16 protein-coding genes are annotated in these 17684 nt (G+C 68.1%); 7 read left to right on the forward strand and 9 right to left on the reverse strand.

Going from position 1 to position 17684, the window contains the following annotated elements; all coding sequences use genetic code 11:
* Positions 1-246: 246 nt before the first annotated feature.
* The 4 genes from QZ588_RS15735 to crtD (QZ588_RS15750) form a co-directional block, all read right to left on the reverse strand.
* The gene (locus tag QZ588_RS15735; protein WP_295543894.1) at positions 247-567 is read right to left on the reverse strand and encodes a hypothetical protein; all 321 of its coding nucleotides are present in this window, start codon (positions 565-567) and stop codon (positions 247-249) included.
* A gap of 28 nt (positions 568-595) precedes the next feature.
* A complete protein-coding gene (locus QZ588_RS15740) occupies positions 596-1312 on the reverse strand; it encodes a carotenoid 1,2-hydratase (RefSeq protein ID WP_295543895.1) in 717 nt (238 codons plus the stop codon).
* Between the two features lie 197 nt (positions 1313-1509).
* Positions 1510-2994 carry a 1-hydroxycarotenoid 3,4-desaturase CrtD gene (gene crtD / locus QZ588_RS15745; protein WP_295543896.1) on the reverse strand — a complete coding sequence of 495 codons (1485 nt, stop codon included), beginning with the start codon at positions 2992-2994 and terminating at the stop codon, positions 1510-1512.
* A 145-nt stretch (positions 2995-3139) separates the two neighbouring features.
* Positions 3140-4648, reverse strand: coding sequence for a 1-hydroxycarotenoid 3,4-desaturase CrtD (crtD, locus tag QZ588_RS15750; RefSeq protein ID WP_295543897.1), 1509 nt, complete (start codon positions 4646-4648; stop codon positions 3140-3142).
* 236 nt (positions 4649-4884) lie between these two features.
* Here crtD (QZ588_RS15750) and QZ588_RS15755 point away from each other — a divergent pair, with 236 nt between their 5' ends.
* The 3 genes from QZ588_RS15755 to pufA (QZ588_RS15765) all read left to right on the forward strand — a co-directional run bounded on the left by QZ588_RS15755 (position 4885) and on the right by pufA (QZ588_RS15765) (position 6443).
* Positions 4885-5346, forward strand: coding sequence for a hypothetical protein (locus QZ588_RS15755; protein WP_295543898.1), 462 nt, complete (start codon positions 4885-4887; stop codon positions 5344-5346).
* Positions 5347-6010: 664 nt separating this feature from the next.
* Entirely contained in the window at positions 6011-6154 is a 144-nt protein-coding gene (pufB, locus tag QZ588_RS15760; RefSeq protein WP_200238069.1) for a light-harvesting antenna LH1, beta subunit, read from the forward strand.
* Positions 6155-6179: 25 nt separating this feature from the next.
* A complete protein-coding gene (gene pufA / locus QZ588_RS15765) occupies positions 6180-6443 on the forward strand; it encodes a light-harvesting antenna LH1, alpha subunit (RefSeq protein WP_295543899.1) in 264 nt (87 codons plus the stop codon).
* Positions 6444-6749: 306 nt separating this feature from the next.
* Here the strand turns inward: pufA (QZ588_RS15765) and crtY are convergent, their stop codons facing one another.
* Positions 6750-7934: a lycopene beta-cyclase CrtY gene (gene crtY / locus QZ588_RS15770; protein ID WP_295543900.1), complete on the reverse strand. Its 1185-nt coding sequence runs from the start codon at positions 7932-7934 to the stop codon at positions 6750-6752.
* A gap of 370 nt (positions 7935-8304) precedes the next feature.
* On the opposite strand from crtY, the gene QZ588_RS15775 reads away from it, so the two are divergent.
* The 3 genes from QZ588_RS15775 to pufA (QZ588_RS15785) all read left to right on the forward strand — a co-directional run bounded on the left by QZ588_RS15775 (position 8305) and on the right by pufA (QZ588_RS15785) (position 11375).
* Entirely contained in the window at positions 8305-10209 is a 1905-nt protein-coding gene (locus QZ588_RS15775) for an FAD-dependent oxidoreductase (protein ID WP_295543901.1), read from the forward strand.
* Between the two features lie 680 nt (positions 10210-10889).
* A complete protein-coding gene (pufB, locus tag QZ588_RS15780; protein WP_200238069.1) occupies positions 10890-11033 on the forward strand; it encodes a light-harvesting antenna LH1, beta subunit in 144 nt (47 codons plus the stop codon).
* Positions 11034-11129: 96 nt separating this feature from the next.
* On the forward strand, positions 11130-11375 hold the full coding sequence (gene pufA / locus QZ588_RS15785; RefSeq protein ID WP_295543902.1) for a light-harvesting antenna LH1, alpha subunit: 246 nt from the start codon (positions 11130-11132) through the stop codon (positions 11373-11375).
* 397 nt (positions 11376-11772) lie between these two features.
* On the opposite strand, the gene QZ588_RS15790 is transcribed toward pufA (QZ588_RS15785), so the two are convergent.
* Positions 11773-13185, reverse strand: a complete 1413-nt coding sequence (locus QZ588_RS15790; protein ID WP_295543903.1) for a BCD family MFS transporter — start codon at positions 13183-13185, stop codon at positions 11773-11775.
* A 319-nt stretch (positions 13186-13504) separates the two neighbouring features.
* Here QZ588_RS15790 and QZ588_RS15795 point away from each other — a divergent pair, with 319 nt between their 5' ends.
* The gene (locus tag QZ588_RS15795; protein WP_295543904.1) at positions 13505-13708 is read left to right on the forward strand and encodes a DUF2892 domain-containing protein; all 204 of its coding nucleotides are present in this window, start codon (positions 13505-13507) and stop codon (positions 13706-13708) included.
* Positions 13709-13783: 75 nt separating this feature from the next.
* Here QZ588_RS15795 and QZ588_RS15800 read toward each other — a convergent pair whose 3' ends face one another.
* The 3 genes from QZ588_RS15800 to ppsR all read right to left on the reverse strand — a co-directional run.
* Positions 13784-15049 (reverse strand): geranylgeranyl diphosphate reductase, encoded by a 1266-nt coding sequence (locus QZ588_RS15800; RefSeq protein ID WP_295543905.1) that lies wholly within the window; start codon positions 15047-15049, stop codon positions 13784-13786.
* Positions 15050-15123: 74 nt separating this feature from the next.
* Positions 15124-16047, reverse strand: coding sequence for a chlorophyll synthase ChlG (gene chlG / locus QZ588_RS15805; RefSeq protein ID WP_295543906.1), 924 nt, complete (start codon positions 16045-16047; stop codon positions 15124-15126).
* A gap of 338 nt (positions 16048-16385) precedes the next feature.
* A partial coding sequence (gene ppsR / locus QZ588_RS15810; protein ID WP_295543907.1) for a transcriptional regulator PpsR occupies positions 16386-17684 on the reverse strand: 1299 nt, incomplete at its 5' end.

Below are 17684 nucleotides of genomic sequence, written 5' to 3' on the forward strand. Positions count from 1 at the left end.
GCGTCGAGCAGGGCGGCCACGATGAGCAGATGGCCGTCTGCGGCCTGGATGCCGACGGCATCGAGCAGGCGGTGCGTGCCGAGATGGCGGCGCTGGACGTGGAGCCGGACCGGCTCAAGCGGCGGGGCATGCGGGTGGTTTAGGGGCGCTGAGCACGCGAGGGTGCGGGCTTCGGCTCTTGCCGGATTGCTTGCGATCAGGCAGACAGGACGCCCGCTGTCACCGCCTCAGCCAGCGTTGTCAGGCTCACGGCCGTCGGCGTGGGCGCGAAGCGCGCGCTCGCAGCAGCAGATCGAGCACATGCGACAGCCCCGCCAGCGCCAGCAGCAGGGCCATCCAGGCCCAGCCGGCCTGGGTGAGCGCTGCGCGGGCCACCAGCAGCAGCAGGACGCCCGAGAGCAGGGTCGGCCAGACGGCGGCGAGGCCCGGACCGCGTTGGAAGCGACGCCGCAGCCACCGGAGCAGGAGCGCCTCGGCGAGCACCAGCGCGATGATCAGGTCGATGACGAGCCCGGAGCGCAGGGCGCCCGCAAACAGGGTTTCGAGCGCCATCGCGGCCTCTTGCATGGGCTTCGGCGTCCGCCGGTGTTGTCGGTTACTTCCGCCGTCGCGGCATCCGATAGGGCAGCATGTGCTGCACGATGGGGGAGCGGAAGCGGTTCAGTGACAAGCTCTCGTGCACCGCGGTGATGGATCGCCCGAGCAAGTGGGTGGCGATGACCGAGCGCGAGTAAAAGGGCGTGTCTTCCAGCGTCTTGGACACCTTGGGCGGGCGCTCGGCATCCGCCTGGCTGCCGCGTGGCACCTGCCAGATCGGGGTGCGCGGCAGGCGGTGGTTCGGCGGCGGCTCGAACGCGTCGACCCCCTGGGGAGAGAAGCGCAGCGCGAGCTGCTTGGGCCCGCCGTGGCGGCGGTTCATGTTGTAGAGAATGGCGCTTTCCTGCTCACCGAGCTCGCCGCGGGACCAGTCCCAGTAGACGAACCCGTCCTCGATGGGCTCATCCCCCCAATTACGATCGAAATACGCATGACCGCTCCAGCGCAGCGCCGGCTTCTGCAACTCCACGTCCACCCGCGCGCTCGGCGCCACCGGGCGCCAGCGGTGGCGGCCGGCCTCGTCCAGTGTGAACACCTGCTCGTTGATAAAGTGCGGCATGACATGCACGCGCCCGCGCACCCGCTGCGGGATGGGTGTGCCGATCTCATCGATGGCGATGATGAGGCCGTGGTCCGGCGCCCAGTGCAGGCGGCTCGGGCCGATGGTCAGCGTCGACGGTGTCTGCGATAGCGAGCCCGCCCGGCGCTCGGTCATGGTCCAGCGGCGCTCCCCGCCGTAGAGGCAGACGTTGAGCGAGACATGATCCTGCGGGTCCGCCTGTCCGCGCTTGCGACCCTTGAAATAGTAGGGCGAAAAGACGCTGCCGATGAACGCGATGAGCGTCAGCCCATGCTTGCCGTCGTCGCTCAGGGCGTCGACATACCACCAGGCGTAGCCGCGAGGCGGGACGCTCAGGTCGAGCTCAGGTCCGCCAGCACCGCCTCCGCCGCCAGGCGACCGGAGATCGCCGCCATCGGTACCCCCGGCCCCGGGTGCACGCTGCCCCCCGCCAGGTACAGCCGCGGCACCTTCGAGCGCGCCCCCGAGCGGCTGAACGGCCCCTGCCAGCCATGGGACGTGCGCCCGTACAGGGCGCCCCCCGTCGCCGGGAACAGGTGCTCGAACTCCGTGGGCGTGGTGATGACCCGGCGCTCCGGCGCCAGGTCCACCTGCAGGCCGCAGCGGGCCAGGAGGTTGAAGGTGTGCTCCTCGCATTGCTCGATTTCTCCGGCATCGAAGGGTTGGATGTCGCCGCGCGGCGGGGCGTTCACCAGGCAGAATAGTCGCTCCGGGCCGCCGGGGTCGGTGCCGGCGTCGTCGCGGTCCTGGGCACAGACGTAGACCGTGGGCTCGTCCGGGAGGCGGCCTTGCTCGAAGATGGCCGAAAACTCCCCCGCATAGTCGCGGCTGAAGAAGACATTGTGCCGCACCAGCGGGAAACCGGACGTGGGTGCGTTGATACTGAAGGTCACCGCCGACAGCGACCGGGCCTTGATACCGTGCCGGCGCACGGCGCGGCGCGACTTGCGGCCGAACAGACCGGCGGCCAGGGCGGCGCTGTCGGCGTTACAGAGCACCGCATCTGCGGTGATCGCTTCGCCGTCGGCGAGGCGGACGCCGGCGGCGCGCCCGTGCTGCACCAACACTTCGCTGACGGCGGTGCCATAGCGCAGCACGACGCCGCGCTCGGCTGCCAGGGTCGCCAGTGCGGCGGGCAGCCGGTGGATACCGCCCTCCACCAGCCAGACACCGCCCAGCTCCACATGCGCGACGATGCCGAGCGTCGGTGGGGCCTGGAAGGGCGAGGAGCCGACATAGGTGGCATAGCGCCCGAAGAGCTGGCGCAGGCGCTGATCCGGGAAGAAGCGCCCGAGGTCCTGCCACAGGGTCGAGTAGGGCTTGAGCCGGGCGACGGGGATCAGCCCGGAGTCCAGCACCAGTGACAGCGGCGTCGGCGCCGGCTCATGGATGAAGGCGCGCTCCAGGGTCTGGAACATATCGTCCGCGCGGGCGCAAAAATCCCGGAAGAGCCTGGCCTGGCGGCCGCCGGCGAAGTCGCCGATAGCGTCCACCGAGCGCTCGATGTCGGCGTACAGATCCAGGCGCTCGTCGGCGCTCCAGGCATGGCGGGCGAGGATGTCGGCAGGTCGCAGACGCAGGTGATCCGAGAGATTTGCGCCGGCGGCGTCGAAGAGGTCCTCGAATACCCCGCGCATGGTCACCACGGTGGGCCCCGAGTCCACCAGGGCGCCGTTGACGGCCACCTCGCGCATCTTCCCGCCGGGCTTGGTTGCGCGCTCCAGCACGGTGACGCGCACCCCGCGGGTGGCGAGGCGCAGCGCGGCGGCGAGGCCGCCCATGCCGGCGCCAATGATGACGACGTGGTGCTCAGCCATGGCAGTGTGCCGGGTGTCGGCGCCGGTGGTTGCCAGCGCCTGCGCAACCGCGGTCGGCGGCGGCGGTGATGGAGAGGGGCGCCGGCAAAGGGGCGCGCTGGGCCTTGGGCATGGGTGGACGAGGCGGTGCTGGCGGGCGGCGGGCTCAGTGCGAACTGCCGGCGCCGAGATCGGCGAGCACCTGGTCCGCCGCCAGGCGCCCGGAAATGGACGCCATGGGGATGCCGGGCCCGGGGTGAGCGCTGCCGCCGGCGGTGTAGAGACCCGGAAGCTTGGTTACGGTGCCGGGGCGGTCGAAGGAGCCCCACCAGCCATGATTGACCCGTCCGAAGACGGCACCGCCGGAGGCCGGGTAGGCCTGCTCGAAATGGGCGGGTGTGGTCACGGCCACTTCTTCACTATCGGCGAGGGTCAGCCCGCAGTGCTCGAGCAGGCGCATGACGCTTCCCTCACAGCGGCGGATCTCAGCCTCCGCAATGGTCGCGGTATCGCCGCGGGCGGGGGCGTTCACCACCAGCAGCAGACGCTCCGGATCCGTGGGCGGCGCCGCATTCGGGTCGCCACGGTCCTGCGCGCAAATGTAGACGGTGGGATCCCGGGGCAGATGCAGCTCATCGAAGACCGCCTTGAACTCCGCCTTGTAATCCGGCGGAAAGAAGACGTTGTGATAGTGCATCGGAAAGCCTTGCGGGCGCGCCACGAGGTTCCAGGTCACCACGGAGTGAGAGCGCTTGGCGGCGGGGATAGGCGGTACCGCCGCCCGTGCCTGCGCGCCGAACAGGCCGGCGCCGAGGGCGGCGGCGTCGGCGTTGCAGATGACGGCGTCGGCGTCCAGGCGCTCGCCATCGTCCAGCAGCACGCCGCCGGCATGGCCCTTCTGCGTCAGGATCTCCGCCACCCTGGCGCCGTAACGGATGGTGGCCCCCTGCTCCGTGGCCAGCGCTGCCAGGGCTTCCGGCAGTTGATGGATGCCGCCGTCTACGGCATAGACGCCGCGGCTCTCGACGTCTGCGACCAGCATCAGCGTCGCCGGCGCCCGGTAGGGCGAGGCACCGACGTAGGTGGCATAGCGCCCGAACAGTTGGCGCAGGCGCGGGTCCTTGAAGTACTGCCCGAGTGCCTGCCAGAGCGTGAACACCGCCTTGATGCGCATGAGCTCGCTCAGGCCGTTCCAGCCGAAGCGCCCGAAAATGGTGATGGGCGTCGGTTGCGAAGAGCGGATGAAAGGCTCGTCCAGCGCCTCGTAGACGCGCTTGGCGTGCGCGGCGAAGCGCCGAAACCCGTCCGCCTCGGCCTGACCGGCAAAAGCGGCGATCGCCTCAGCCGAGCGCTCGTGATCGCCATACAGATCCAGGCGCTCGTCCTGACTCCAGGCGTGGCGCGCGAGGATATCCGAGCAATGCAGCTTGACCCGCTCCCGGAAGGCGGCGCCTGCCTCTGCAAAGATCTCCTCGAACACCCAGGGCATGGTCAGCACCGTGGGACCGGTGTAGAAGGACCTGTCGTCCTTATGCTGCTCGCGCAGCTTGCCGCCGGGGCGATGGCCGCCCTCCAGGACGGTGACGTCGACACCGGCCAGCGCCAGTTTCAGGGCGGCGGCGAGACCGCCCATGCCAGCGCCGATGATGATCACACGTTTATTGAGCCGGGGCATGCCGTCTTGAACCTGTTTTGCTGTAGGCTTCGTTCATGTGTCTATCCTTCTAGACACCTGGTCGTGTCCAGTCTACACGACAGCCGTCGGGGTCCCCAAGTGACGGGGCGCAAGCAACGACGTTGATACCCGCCGCCGTGCAACCGGCGGCGCGATCACAAACACCGCGCAGCGCTTGTGGGGCCAGCGACACCGGTTCCGTGCGACAAGGGTTTCCATCGAGAGAGGAGCGAGCCATGCGATACGCAGCAAGACGAACCTGGCCCGACAAGATCAAGGGATGGGAGTACATCAGCGAGGCCGAAGACATGGAGGCCTTCGCGCTGATGTTCGCCGAAGACAAGCATCTGGAGGCAGACTGCGAGTTCGTTGTCATCGAGAAGGCGGGCGCCGAGTCGGAGATCGAGTTCTTCAAGGTCTCCCGTACTCAGCCCTACGCGCTCATCACCGCCGAGCCGCGGGTGGAGAGCGCATCCAATCCGGCGCCGGCCCCCGCACCGGATCATCCGGCGCAGGGCAAGGGCGGTCTGTCGTTCGGGCGCCAAGGGCAGCCCATGGATGGCGGCGCCGAGGCCATCGCCGGCGTTTGGCGCGCCATGTTCGGCAATGCACTGTTCTTCGGCAAGGTCGGTGCCACGGCCATGTTGATCTTCGTCACCATCATCTTCTTGGCGAAATGGTGGTTCAACGCCTGGTGACGGTCATCCGCGCCTGCCCGGCCTGCGCCGCCGGGCATCAGGGCCAGTCCCGCTGAGCGGCGCCTCTGCCGTCGCTGAGGGGGCTGGTCTGCTACCCGCCCCCCACGCCGAGTGCTGGGCGCACCTCACGAAGTGCGCCGTGCGGTCGCTGAACCGCTACCCGTCCGATACCTGCACGCACTCGCTGAAAACAGCCCAAGCGGCTCCGCCAGCCAGCCTGTCGCGCCAGCCTGCGGCGGTCTGCTGGTGAGTGGTGAGTTGCATGGGCGGCCAAGGCCCTTGGCGCCCGTGTCGCCATCGTCGCAGCGCTCGATACCCCGCACCCGCAGCATTCATCCCGGCCCGGCCCGGCCCGGCCCGGGACGGGGCGCGCGCGTTTTCCTGGGCGGGCCAGCGTGCCTGTGGTGTCAAGCCCGGTTAGGGCACGCGCAGGGGCATGCGCAGGGGCGCCTGGTCAGTCATTGACCATGCAACCTCAGTTTTTAGTGTAAATTGGTCTTGACACATACGAATGTCAGGTTAGACTAACACCTGTGCCGCGTCGTCGCGGCCGGCCCGCCGCCCCGCCCCATGGGCTTATCGGCAGACGGGCGGCCCAGCGCCGATGGGCCTTGGCGGCACTGTATCGTGCCAATAGTGACGTTCTGTTTCGGAGGTTATTTCGATGGCCGAATCCAAGAACCTGTCGGGCCTCACCGACGAGCAAGCGAAAGAATTCCATGAGCACTGGAAGCATGGCGTGTGGAGCTGGGTCATGATCGCGACCGTAGTCCACGTGGTGACCTGGGTCTATCAGCCCTGGTTCTGAGCCCTGAACGACGAGGAGAATATCCATGAAAGTTCCCTATCTCTTGGCTGATCCCTCCATCGCCGAGCCTGATCATCCCGAAGAAGACTGGAAGATCTGGACCGTGATCAACCCTGCGACCTGGATGGTGCCCTTCTTCGCCATCCTCTTCATCCAGATGTGGATGATCCACTGGTATGCGCTCGGCCTGCCGGGCTATGGCTTCAAAGACAGCGTCCGGGCCGCTGAGACCGCCGCGGTCGTGCAGCCGGCGCCTGAGCAGCAAGTCGCGCAGGTGCAGATCCAGTAAGATCCGCGACCCGCGCACCGGTCGCGTTCAGCCGGCCCGCGCAACGCGGCGCCGATACGGCACGACGCGCCCGGTAGGGCCTGCGGTAACGATGGTGGCCGAGTGCTCCACCGCAGGCCGCAAGGACTTAGGTAACAGGGATGTTGCGGTGACGGCCGTCACCGCTCGGAGCGCTGTCCATGCTTCACGCAACCGACGTTCAAGTCGGCTGCACCATTGATTCCTGCGACGTGACCGCCAGCCAAAGCGGCGCGGATACCGAGGTCATCGCTCCCCGTTGTGAGCGCCGAGTGGTATCGCTCGGGCTCAGGCCCCTGCCGGTCGTTGTGGCCGCTTCGCCCAGCCCTTGGGCGTCCATGGTGCCCCCACATACATGATGCGCCACATGTCGATGGGGTTGTTGCGCATGGCGAAGAAGCGGTGGATCACCGGGTCTGAGACCATGTAGAAGCGCTCCATCAGCCGCTGGCGCTTGGGGCCGTGGAAGAAGCCGAACATCAGCAGGTTCAGGAAGGCCAGGAACTGCGACTGGACGCGCATACGCCGAGTGAGGTGCCGCCATTGTGGCCCGAAGGTGTCGGCGATGGGCACCGCCGATAGGTGCTCGGCGAGCTGCGCGGCGGCGGCCAGTGAATAGCCGGTGCCCGGATTGAACCAGCCGCCGGCATAGCCACCGGTGATGGGGCTCGTGTCCGTCGCCCGGAAATGGCTCCAGGCGGGCATGGGTAGCACGCCCACCTCGGTGCGCAGCACCTCGGCGACCTCCAGGCCAAGCCGCGGCGCCTCGGCGACGATGGTCCGGCTCAGGGCGTCCACATCCAAGTCCGGGGTGTTGGCAAAGTAGGTATCCTCGATCAGCACCCGGTCCGGCGCGAAGGGCAGGACGTAGTGGAACCGAAAGCCGTCGTGCTGCACGCAGCGGGTGTCCATCAAAATGGGCGCGGCGAGGTCCGTCGGTGTCGCGAGCTGGCACTCCAGGCCGACGAACTTTTGATAGCCGCCGCTGAAGCGCCCACTGCCCATGGCGCGAGCCGCCTCCGGACCGCGGGCATCCACCACGACCCGCCCGCGCAGGTGCGTACCATCGGCGAGCTGCACGCTGTGGCCGTCCACCGCCGCCACCGCAGTGCCGAGCCGCACCTCGATACGCTGCGCGCGTGCGGCCGCACGCATGACCAGCCGGTGCAGATGCTCGGAGCTCAGGGAGCGATAGGCCCCCTGCACCCAGCGCGCAGAGTCATCGAAATAGAGCTGATAACCGGGCCACTCGTGCTCGATGATGGGGCGTGCCCAATCCAGCGCGCCGGCGGGCAGATCCAGCGCCTGGAAGGACCAGATGTGATTGCCGCCGATGGCCGCTGACTGCTCCAGCAGTAGCACCGAGGCATCCGGCTTGCGAACGGCCAAGGCCAGCAGGATGAGTCCATTCTGCAGCCCCCCGCCCACCAGTAGATAGTCTGCATCGAAGGCGTTGGGCATTGCTTTGGCCATGCTGAGGCTCCGTTGACAGGGCTGGGGCGGCGTCTGGCCCGTTACCACCGGCGCGTATCTGTGGCTGCAGCCGGATGCGCGGATCGCCCAAGCCTAGCATGGACATGGCGCCCACCAGTCGCGACGCGTGCGATCCCGGCGCCGCTTTGCGTGCTCGCCTGCGACTGGTCAAGGGTCTGGCGGCATGAGCTGCGCCGTCGCCACCCTGTGGCGCGGACGTTGATGGCCGTCAGCGCGCGGCGGCGGGGCGCCGGCTTAGACTGCCGGTTTGTCAGCGGACGCTGCGGCCTGCGCTGGTCGCGGCCTCCGATTCCCGTTCGTTGCGCGCCGTTCGCCAGCGCCGCCCGTCGTCGTCAGGAAATCCATGCCCATGCAACGTCGTCGCTTCATCCGCAATGCAGGCATCGCCGCCGCCGCCGGCACCGCCCTGGGGGCTGCCGGTCTGTATGCCATCCAGCCCCGGCGCAGTGTGCTGCCCTTCGCCACCGAGAACAACGCCGACCTGCCGATGGCGCCGGTGGACAACAAGCGCGTGGTCGTGGTGGGCGGTGGACTCGCCGGTATGGCCGCCGCCTACGAACTGCTGAAGCGCGGCTTCGAGGTTACCCTGGTGGAGCGCGCGGACAATCTGGGCGGGCGCCTCACCGGCTGGAATGTGGACGTCAACGGCGAAACCATGGCCATGGAGCATGGCTTTCATGGTTTCTTCAACCAGTACTACAACCTGAACGGGCTGCTCGACGAGATGGGCCTGCGCGGCAACTTCAAGCCCGTGCTGGACTACCCCGTCATCTTCAAAGACCCCGCCAAAGGGACCGAGAGCTTCACCAACACCACCACGGTGTTCCCGTTCAACTTGTTCGCGGTGGTGAATCAGGCCAAGTCCGTCTCGATCCTCGACTTCAACAACCCCTTCGGCAAGCTCTACGAGTTGATGCGCTACGACCCCGAGCGCACCTTCGCGAACTTCGACGACATCGATTTCAAGACCTTCTGCGAGCGCGTCAACCAGCCGATGGTGGACACCATCATCGAGCCCTTCGCGCACACGTCCTTCAACCAGTTCAATCAGTACTCCGCCGCCGAGGGCATGAAGTTCTTCCACTTCTTCTTCCTCGGCAACCCCGACGGCATGGGCTACGACCAGACCATCGACGATGCGATGACCTCGGTCATCACCCCCATGACCCAACGGCTGAACCAGCTGGGCGGCCGGGTGATCACGGGCGTCGAGGCGGACCGGCTGGTGGCGGGCGAGGGCGGTGTGACGAAGCTCGTGATGAAGCGCCCGGGCGATATCCTGGACGGGCCGCACACGGTGCCGGCGGCAGACATCGGCTTCGACTGGACGCCGTTCTGGCAGGGCGCCAACCTCTACTACGCCCGCCGCGAGGGAGACGGCAGCTACCGGGCACTGTCCGGGCGCTGCACCCACATGGGCTGCCCGGTGGGTCTGGACGCCGCCACCGGCGGCTTTGCCTGTCCCTGTCACGGCGCCAAGTATGACGCCGAGGGCAGGCCCACCGCCGGACCCACGGTGGTGCCGCTGGTGGCGCTGGATGCCGTCGCCGATGCCGGCGAGCGCGTCACCTTCAGCCCGCGGGCGACGCAGAAGACGCCGGAGATCGAGGCGGACTACTTCGTGCTCGCCTGTGATGTACCGGGGCTAAAAGGTATCGTCTCGCGCTCGGCGCTGCCGCAGCATGATTTCGTGCGCAGCGTCGCCGACCTGGGTGTCGCCGATCCTTACATCGTCTGGCGCCTGTGGCTGGACCGCGAGTGCCCCCCCATGGCCGTACCCTTCTACACCGTCAGCGGCTGGCGCTACACCGACAGCATTGCCATCTACTCGCAGATGCAGCCCGCCTACGAGGATTGGGCGCGGCGCCACCGGGGCTCGGTGCTGGAGTTGCACGCCTATGCCGTAGCGCCGGAGCACGTCGTCGAGGAGGCGGAGATCAAGCGCATCATGCGCGCCGAGCTGGACGAGCTGATTCCCCAGCTCAAGGGCGCGAAGGTGCTCTACGACGTCTACGCCATGCAGCAGAACTTCCCGCGCTGGGCGCCCGGCGACTACCAGGGCCGCCCCGGCATCGACACGGATGTGCCCAACCTCTTCCTGGCCGGCGACTTCGTGCGTCTGGAAGTTCCCGCCAACCTCATGGAAGCCGCCACCATGACCGGGCGCATCGCCGCCAACCGCATCCTCGCCGCCGAGGGCCTGCGCGAGAATCCCATCCCCACCGTGGACCTCAAGGGTCCGCTGGTCCTCTGACGCCGAAACTCTGTCGTTCCGGCCGACCAGCTGGCACCGCCGGCTGGTAGCCGGCGCTGTTCGCCGCGGAGACCGTTCCGGCGGCGGCCCTTGAGCGCGCCTGCTGCAGCGGCGGAGCTCGCGGCCGTTCGTTGTCGTGCCCGTGCTGGTCCCGTCATTGGCCTGGTGCGGATCTGTCGGGGGCGGCACTGCAGGGAAAGGTGCTCAAGCCCTGCCACGGCGCGCGCGTTTCCGCGCCCCACCGCCGGTCCGCCGCGATACTAGCCACGCCCCTGTCGCCATGCCTCACGTGATCGGTCTCGGACGTTATCCAACTGCTCGACCGTCACCCGCGCAGCGGGCGGCATTCCTGTGCCCGCATCTTTGAAGCTCTCCGCGGCCGCCCCCGCTCGAGCGGCGCCGCACGCCCGCGAGCCACACCCGCCGCGGTACTTCCTCAGCGCCGCCTCGCGCCCGTCCTGATGAGCGCGATGCCCGGCTGGCAAGCCAACCGTAAAAATTTTCTGTAAATTGACCTTGACACATAGAACTGTCAGGTTACACTAACACTCGTGGATGGCATGTAGCGCCCTGGATGCCCGGCATCCCCAGTGAGCGCAGGCGCCGTCCGCGCATCGGAGTGTCCCGTTCGGATCCGCCGGGCGGCACTCGAATCAAATCCCTCACCGGAGGTTATTTCGATGGCCGAATCCAAGAACCTGTCGGGCCTCACCGACGAGCAAGCGAAGGAATTCCACGAGCACTGGAAGCATGGCGTGTGGAGCTGGGTCATGATCGCGACCGTCGTGCATGTGGTGACCTGGGTCTATCAGCCCTGGTTCTGAGCGCCGATTCCGAGCAACCGTTCTGAATCAGCCTGACGCTGACTCAAACCACCCAACGCACTCAGTGCGCTCAGGTTTCGTAACGAGGAGATCCCGATGAAAGTCCCGTATTTGCTGGCCGACCCCAAAATCGCCGAGCCTGATCATCCAGAAGAAGACTGGAAGATCTGGACCGTGATCAATCCCGCCACTTGGATGGTCCCGTTCTTCTTCATCCTGTTCGTGCAGATGTGGATGATCCACACCTATGCCCTTGCCCTGCCGGGCTACGGCTTCAAGGACAGTGTGCAGGTTGCCAAGGCGCCGCCGGCCGTCGAGGCGCCGGCCGCTCCAGCGCAATAGGCAGCGAGCCCTCACGACTCCTTAAGGGGTCGACCCCGCCGCGACCTGACGGAGGTCCATCGGACCAGAACCATAGGTCGCCGGCGGCGCATCACCGCTGATGCGTCGCACAAGGCCCGGTGCTGACCGGGCGCTGCTCCCAATGCCCCGGGGGTGACGCCCACGCCATCACCGGGCCGATACCCGCGGGCCGCACCGGCCTGTCGCTCTTGCCCCCGGCACCGTTGCACGCCAGCGCCCCGGCCACAGCCCTTGTGAGCACCGAAACCGCGCGCTCGGAGATCCTGTCCGCCGTGGGCTGCCAACCAGCGGTCATCGGGGGCGGCGCCGCGACGGCGCCCGGCGGTTGCCCGGCGGTTGCACGTCAGGGGCGGGCTCGGCCCGTTGATGCCCGGAGCTAGGGCATCTGGTCCAATCCGAACTGTGCCTCGGCGGGGCGGGTGTGCCGCTGATCGCGGCGGGCGCGAAGCACCAGCGGCACCAGTACCGCCAGGGCGGCGAAGAGCAGCACCACTTCGATGATGTAGACAAAGCGGTAGCCGACGGAGGCCTCCGTCAGGCTCGGTCCCAGGACGCCGTCCACCGCAAGTCCTGTGGTGATATCCCGCAACGCGCCGCCCAGGGCGATGGCCACGCCCTGGGATGTCGCCTGCACCGCACCCCAGGCGCCGAGTGCGAGCCCGGCATGGCCGCGCTCGGCCAAAGCCATGGCGGCGGTCAGCGTGCCCACACCGAGCAGGCCATTACCGAAGCCGATGCATCCGGTGCCAATACGAAACACCAGCGGGGACTCCACCGTGGCCGCGGCGATCACCAGCAGGAAGCCGCCGATGCCGACGACGGTGCCGATGGCTGCGAGCTGGTAAGCATCACCGCCGCGGCTCAGGGCATAGCCGGCGAGCACGAACGCGATGAAGGTGCCGCCGGCGAGGATGGCCGTGAGGGACGTCGTCTGGCTCACCGTGAGCCCGAGCACCTGCGCGCCGTAGGGCTCCAACAGGATCTCCTGCATGCTGAAGCCGGCCGTGCCGAGGCCGACGGCGATGAGCAGGCCCGCCGAGCGCCCGCCCTTGAGGAATGCCTGCCAGGTCTCCTTGAACGGCGGCCGGGGGATCTGTGCCACCGCACGCTTGAGGTCGATGGACTCCTGCTTCCAGGCGGCGATGAGGTTCAGCACCAGGGTTGCCAGCGCCGCCGCATGCACCACCTCGACCAGTCGCTTGTGTGAGAAGTCCTCGAGCAGATGGCCGAAGAGCAGCGCGCTGGCGCCCATGCCGAGCAGGAGGGTCGCATAGAGCAGGGCGACGACGCGGGGGCGCTTCTCCTTCGGCGCCAGGTCCGTCGCCAGCGCCAGCCCGGCGGTCTGGACCGTATGCAGGCCGGCGCCCACCAGCAGGAAGGAAACCGCGGCGAAGAACTGACCGACGAACATGAGCTGATTGGCGTCGTCGGAGAGGATCAGGATGCTATAGGGCATGATGGCGAAGCCGGCGTACTGGAGCATGCTCCCGAGCGCGATATAGGGCACGCGCCGCCAGCCGAAGGCGGAGTGGTGATAGTCCGAGCGGTGGCCGATGAGGGCGCGGAAGGGGGCGGCCACCAGCGGCAGCGCCACCATCAGCGACACCAGCCAGGCGGAGACGCCGAGCTCCACCACCATGACGCGGTTCAGGGTGCCGTAGAGCAGCACCATGGCCATCCCCACGGACACCTGGAACAGCGACAGCCTGAACAGCCTCGGCAGCGGCAATTGCTCGGTGCCGGCGTCCGCGAAGGGCAGGCGGACGATCCAGTTCATCACGCGCTTCATGTCGGGGCTCTCCTGGTGCTGCGAAAAACGTTCAGGTTATGGGCCGGCGCACCCTGGATCGTCATACTCGCGATACCCTGGCGACTGCAGTCATGCTATGGCAACCCGGCGGGTGATCAAACGCGAATCCGCAGCGCTTCGCGTCGACACCCCCGGCGGCGGCGGATGTTGCGGTGGCACCCGGCGCCGCTGCCACGGCGTCGAGCCGCAGCGGCGTCCATGCCACCGACGCTGGCTCGGGCCTGTAGAATTCGCCACGTCGCAGCGCGCCGGTCTGCGCGCTGTCGCTCTTCCCTTCATCCATCACGGAGCAATTCCTATGGCCCTGCCGAAAAACGTCGGTCAGCAAGACAGCACCATCCGGCTCATCGCCGCCGCGGTGGTCATGATCCTGAGCTTTTTTGTGTCTGGCCTGGGCCCGCAGATGCTGCTGGTCGCCGTGGCGCTGGTCCTGCTCTTCACCAGCTGGAGTCGGACCTGCTTCGCTTATTTACCGCTCAAGATCGACACCCGGGAGAAATAGAGCACCCAGCTGAGCCGTCCAGCGGGACGTGCCGGGCTCCATGCCGGGCACGTCGTTCAAGCTTGTCCGCCGCGGTTAGGGCGACGGCAATTGCGCGCCCTGGCCGTCGGTCGGCCCGGCCTTTTTGCGCCAGGGCGACACCACGCCCAGCAGGTGTGCCATATCTTTGAAGAAGATGCGCACGTGCGCCGCCGGCTTGGCCTTCACCAGCCGCTTGTGCATATAGGCCTGCCAGGTGAGATGCTGGATGTCGGGGTCGTCGCAGAGGCTGACGAAGCGCTCGCGGCGCTTGTCGTTTTTGTACCAGAAGCGCTGCATGAGCCCGAGTATCCAGAACACCCGTCCGTGCTGCTTCATGAAGCGCCGACGGGCCGTGGCCAGCGCCTTGGCCTGACCCGTGACCAGCAGTTCCTCCACCGCGTCGGCGGCGAGCCGGCCGCCCACCAGCGCGTAGTAGATCCCCTCGCCCGAGGCGGGCGCCACCACGCCGGCGGCATCCCCCGCCAGGACCACATCGCGGCCGTTATCCCACTTGGGCAGCGGGTGCAGCGGGATCGGCGCACCTTCGCGGCGAAGGGTCTCGCACTGGTCGAGGCCGGTCTCCCGGCGCAGCTGATCCACCGCATCGTGCAGCGAGAAACCCTTGAGCTCGGTGCCGACGCCGATGCTGGTGGTCCCGCCGTGGGGGAAGATCCAGGCGTAAAAGTCCGGTGAGAGCTTGCCCTGGTAGTAGACGTCGCAGCGGCTGGGCTCGAAGTCATGCAGCCCCGTGCCGGACGTCGGCGCCGGCGAGCGCACGATTTCGTGGTAGGCCGCCACATGCGGCAGCTCTTTGGCGCCCGGGATACACTGCTTGGCCACAGAAGACATGGCGCCGTCGGCGCCGATGACGGCCTTCGCCCTGACCTTGACCTCGGCCGTGCGATCGGTGGCTTCCGCGGGGCGGTAGTGGATGTGCGCCACGTCGTCGGCATCCCGGGTGAGCTTGGTGAACGTGCCGTTGCGCCGCTCGGCGCCGGCGGCCGCGGCACGCGCGCGCAGCCATTCATCGAAGGGCTCCCGGTCCACCATGCCGACGAAGCCCCCGTCGATGGGCATATCCACATGCCGGTCACTGGGCGCCACCATGCGTGCCGAGCGGATCTTGGCGACCAGCTGCGCGTCGGGGATATCGAATTCCTCGATGGCCTTGGGTGGGATGGCGCCGCCGCAGGGCTTGATGCGGCCCGGGCGGTCCAACAGCAGCACCCGGCGCCCGCGCCGGGCCAGGTCGGTCGCCGCGGTGGCGCCGGCGGGGCCGCCGCCGACGATCACAACATCGAATTCGGTGGTATCGCTCATCGTATTCTCCGGGGGAGCGTGACAGGCATCGAGGGACGCGTATCGAGGCGGGTGCAGCCCTCGCGCGCCGTCACTCACAAAGGTGTATTGCCGGCAATCGCCGCCCGCACGGCGAAGGCGCTGATCATCATGCCGGTGACGTAGACCGCGACGCCGAGCCCGCTGAGCCAGGTGGCGCGTTGCAGCGGGTTCTCGAGAAAGCGCAGCATCAGCACGCCCTGCACCATCACCAGCCCGGCCACGGCGGCGCCGTGCACCGGCTGGACCCAGGCGAACAGGAATCCGACAACGATGAACTGCGGCGTCATCATCACCACGCAGGCGACCCAGGCTGCGGCCTTCACGCCGAGCTGCACGGGGAGGGTGCGGATACCCAGCTGGCGGTCGCCCTCGATGGCCTTGAAGTCGTTCAGGGTCATGATGCCGTGGGCGCCCAGGCCGTAGAGCAGGGCCAGCCAGAGGATGCGCTCGTCCGGCATGGCGCCGCCGAGCATCACCGCGGCACCGGTGATCCAGGCCAGGGTCTCGTAGGAGAAGCCGACGGCGGCGTTGCCGAGCCAGCCGTTGTTCTTCAGTCGCAGCGGCGGCGCCGAGTAGATCCAGGCGAAGATGAGCCCCACCACGGTGGCCAGAAAGACCCACAGGCCCAGCGCCGCGCCAACCATGAGCGACAGTACCGTGCCCGCCACCGCCATCTTGTAGCCCCAGAGACCCGGCAGCCGGCCGGAGGGGATGGGCCGGTTCGGCTCGTTGATGGCGTCCACGTCGCGGTCGTACCAGTCGTTCACCACCTGGCTGGTGGCGCATACCAACGGGCCGGTGAGGATGATGCCGGCGATGAGCAGGCCCCAGTGCGCCAGCACGTCCACCCCGGATGACACCACGCCGCAGGTGAAGGCCCACATGGGCGGGAACCAGGTGATGGGATGCAGCACCTCCAGCATCGCCTTGGGCTGGGGACGGGCGGGGAGGGCTTGCTCGGTGGCCGTTTCTGTCATGCGCAGTGCTCGATTCGGTGGACGCAGGCGGCTTGAGCACGGTGCGCGGGTGGGTCTACCCGGCACCGGCGGCGCGCGAACTGAATCGGGAGTCTAGCCCGAAGGCTTGGGCCGTTGGCCGCAGCCTGCGACTCGGCTGACCGGCGTCAAGACTGGTTGACGTCAGCCGGGTCAGGCGCGGAGCGTCGGCGCCGAAGCATCCCGCCGGGCGTTGGCGACGGCGGTCAGCAGCCATCGGCGGTCGTCGCCGGACCGCAGGACCCGACCGCGGTTGCCGGCGGGGCGCCGGGCGGATGACACGTGAGTCGGGTGGCTGCCAGCGCGCCGGGGGCGACGCGCTAATCCGCCTCCTGCCCGGGTTCGCTGAGGCCGTAGCGTCGCAGCTTCACGTACAGGCTCTGGCGGCTCAGGCCCAGGAGCTCGGCGGCGCTGGCGCGGTTGTCACCGGTGAGCTCCAGCGCCGCCTCGATGCACAGGCGCTCGATCATGTCCGTGGATTCGCGCACGACCTCTTTCAGTGGCACGCGGCCGACGAGCTCTGTCAGGTGCTCGATGGAGCTCGGCAGCGCGCGCTCGCCGCCGCCTTCTGCGGACACGCGCCGGTCGACGTTGCGGATGATGAAGCCGAAGCTCGGCTGATCGCCGTTGTGGATGGATACGGCGGAGATTTCCACCTCGCTGCTGGCGCCGAGCTCGGAGCGGATCTGCGTCGCGAACAGCCGCACCGCGCCGTGCTGGCGCAGGTTGGCGATGAGCACGTTCAGGTCGACGCCGGGGCGCCCGAGCCAGCGGTCCAGAGACTCGCCGCGCACCTGGTCTTCGGTGGTCAGCTGCGCCAGATCAAGAAAGGCGCTGTTGGCGCTCAGGATACGTCCGTCCTGGGCGGTGAGCACGATGCCGTCCGGCGCCTTCTCCACCATGCGGCTCAGGCGCGAGCGTGGCTGCGGTGCGTGCTGGCGCTCGCCTTCGGTGTCCACCGGCGACAGGCGCACAAGGATCAAGGATGCGCTCTCCTGGCGCACCGGCGCACCGCTGACCTGGAACTCCGTGCCGGCGCGCAGGCGTGCGCGCACGTCATTGGCGCGCCCGGCGGCGCGGATACCCGCGACCAGCGATTGGATCGCGCGCGTGCCCTCCTCGTCGAAGCCCTCGGGGAATGCCCGTCCCACCAGGCGGCGCGAGTCCGCGGCCAGCAGTAACGAGGCCGCCGGATTGGCTTCGACCACCTTACCCGTGTCCGGATCCATGATCAGGATGGCGTCGCTGGCGGAGCGGAACAGCAGCCGATAGCGTGTCTCCAGTTGGCGCAGGCGCCAATAGTCACGCTCCAGTGATTGCTGCGCATCCACCAGCCGCTGCTGCAGCGTGGCGATGCCCTGCAGGTTGCGACCCACGGCGATGAGGTGGCGGGCATCGAGGCGCGCGACCAGGTAGCGCACGGGCAGCTCGGCGCCGGAGTGGCTGATGTGGCCGACTTGCTCCCAGGCGCAGGCGCTCACATCCGTGCTCGCCTGCGCCAGTAATGTCTTGATCCGCGGCCGGCTCTCGGCGGTGACGGTATCGGTCCAGGGTTTACCGATCCAGTCCTCCCCCAAGTCGTAGGACAGCTCGTCGCTGCCGTAGGCGAGGTCGCGGAT

The organism is uncultured Thiohalocapsa sp. (assembly GCF_913062725.1).
Lineage (GTDB): Bacteria > Pseudomonadota > Gammaproteobacteria > Chromatiales > Chromatiaceae > Thiohalocapsa.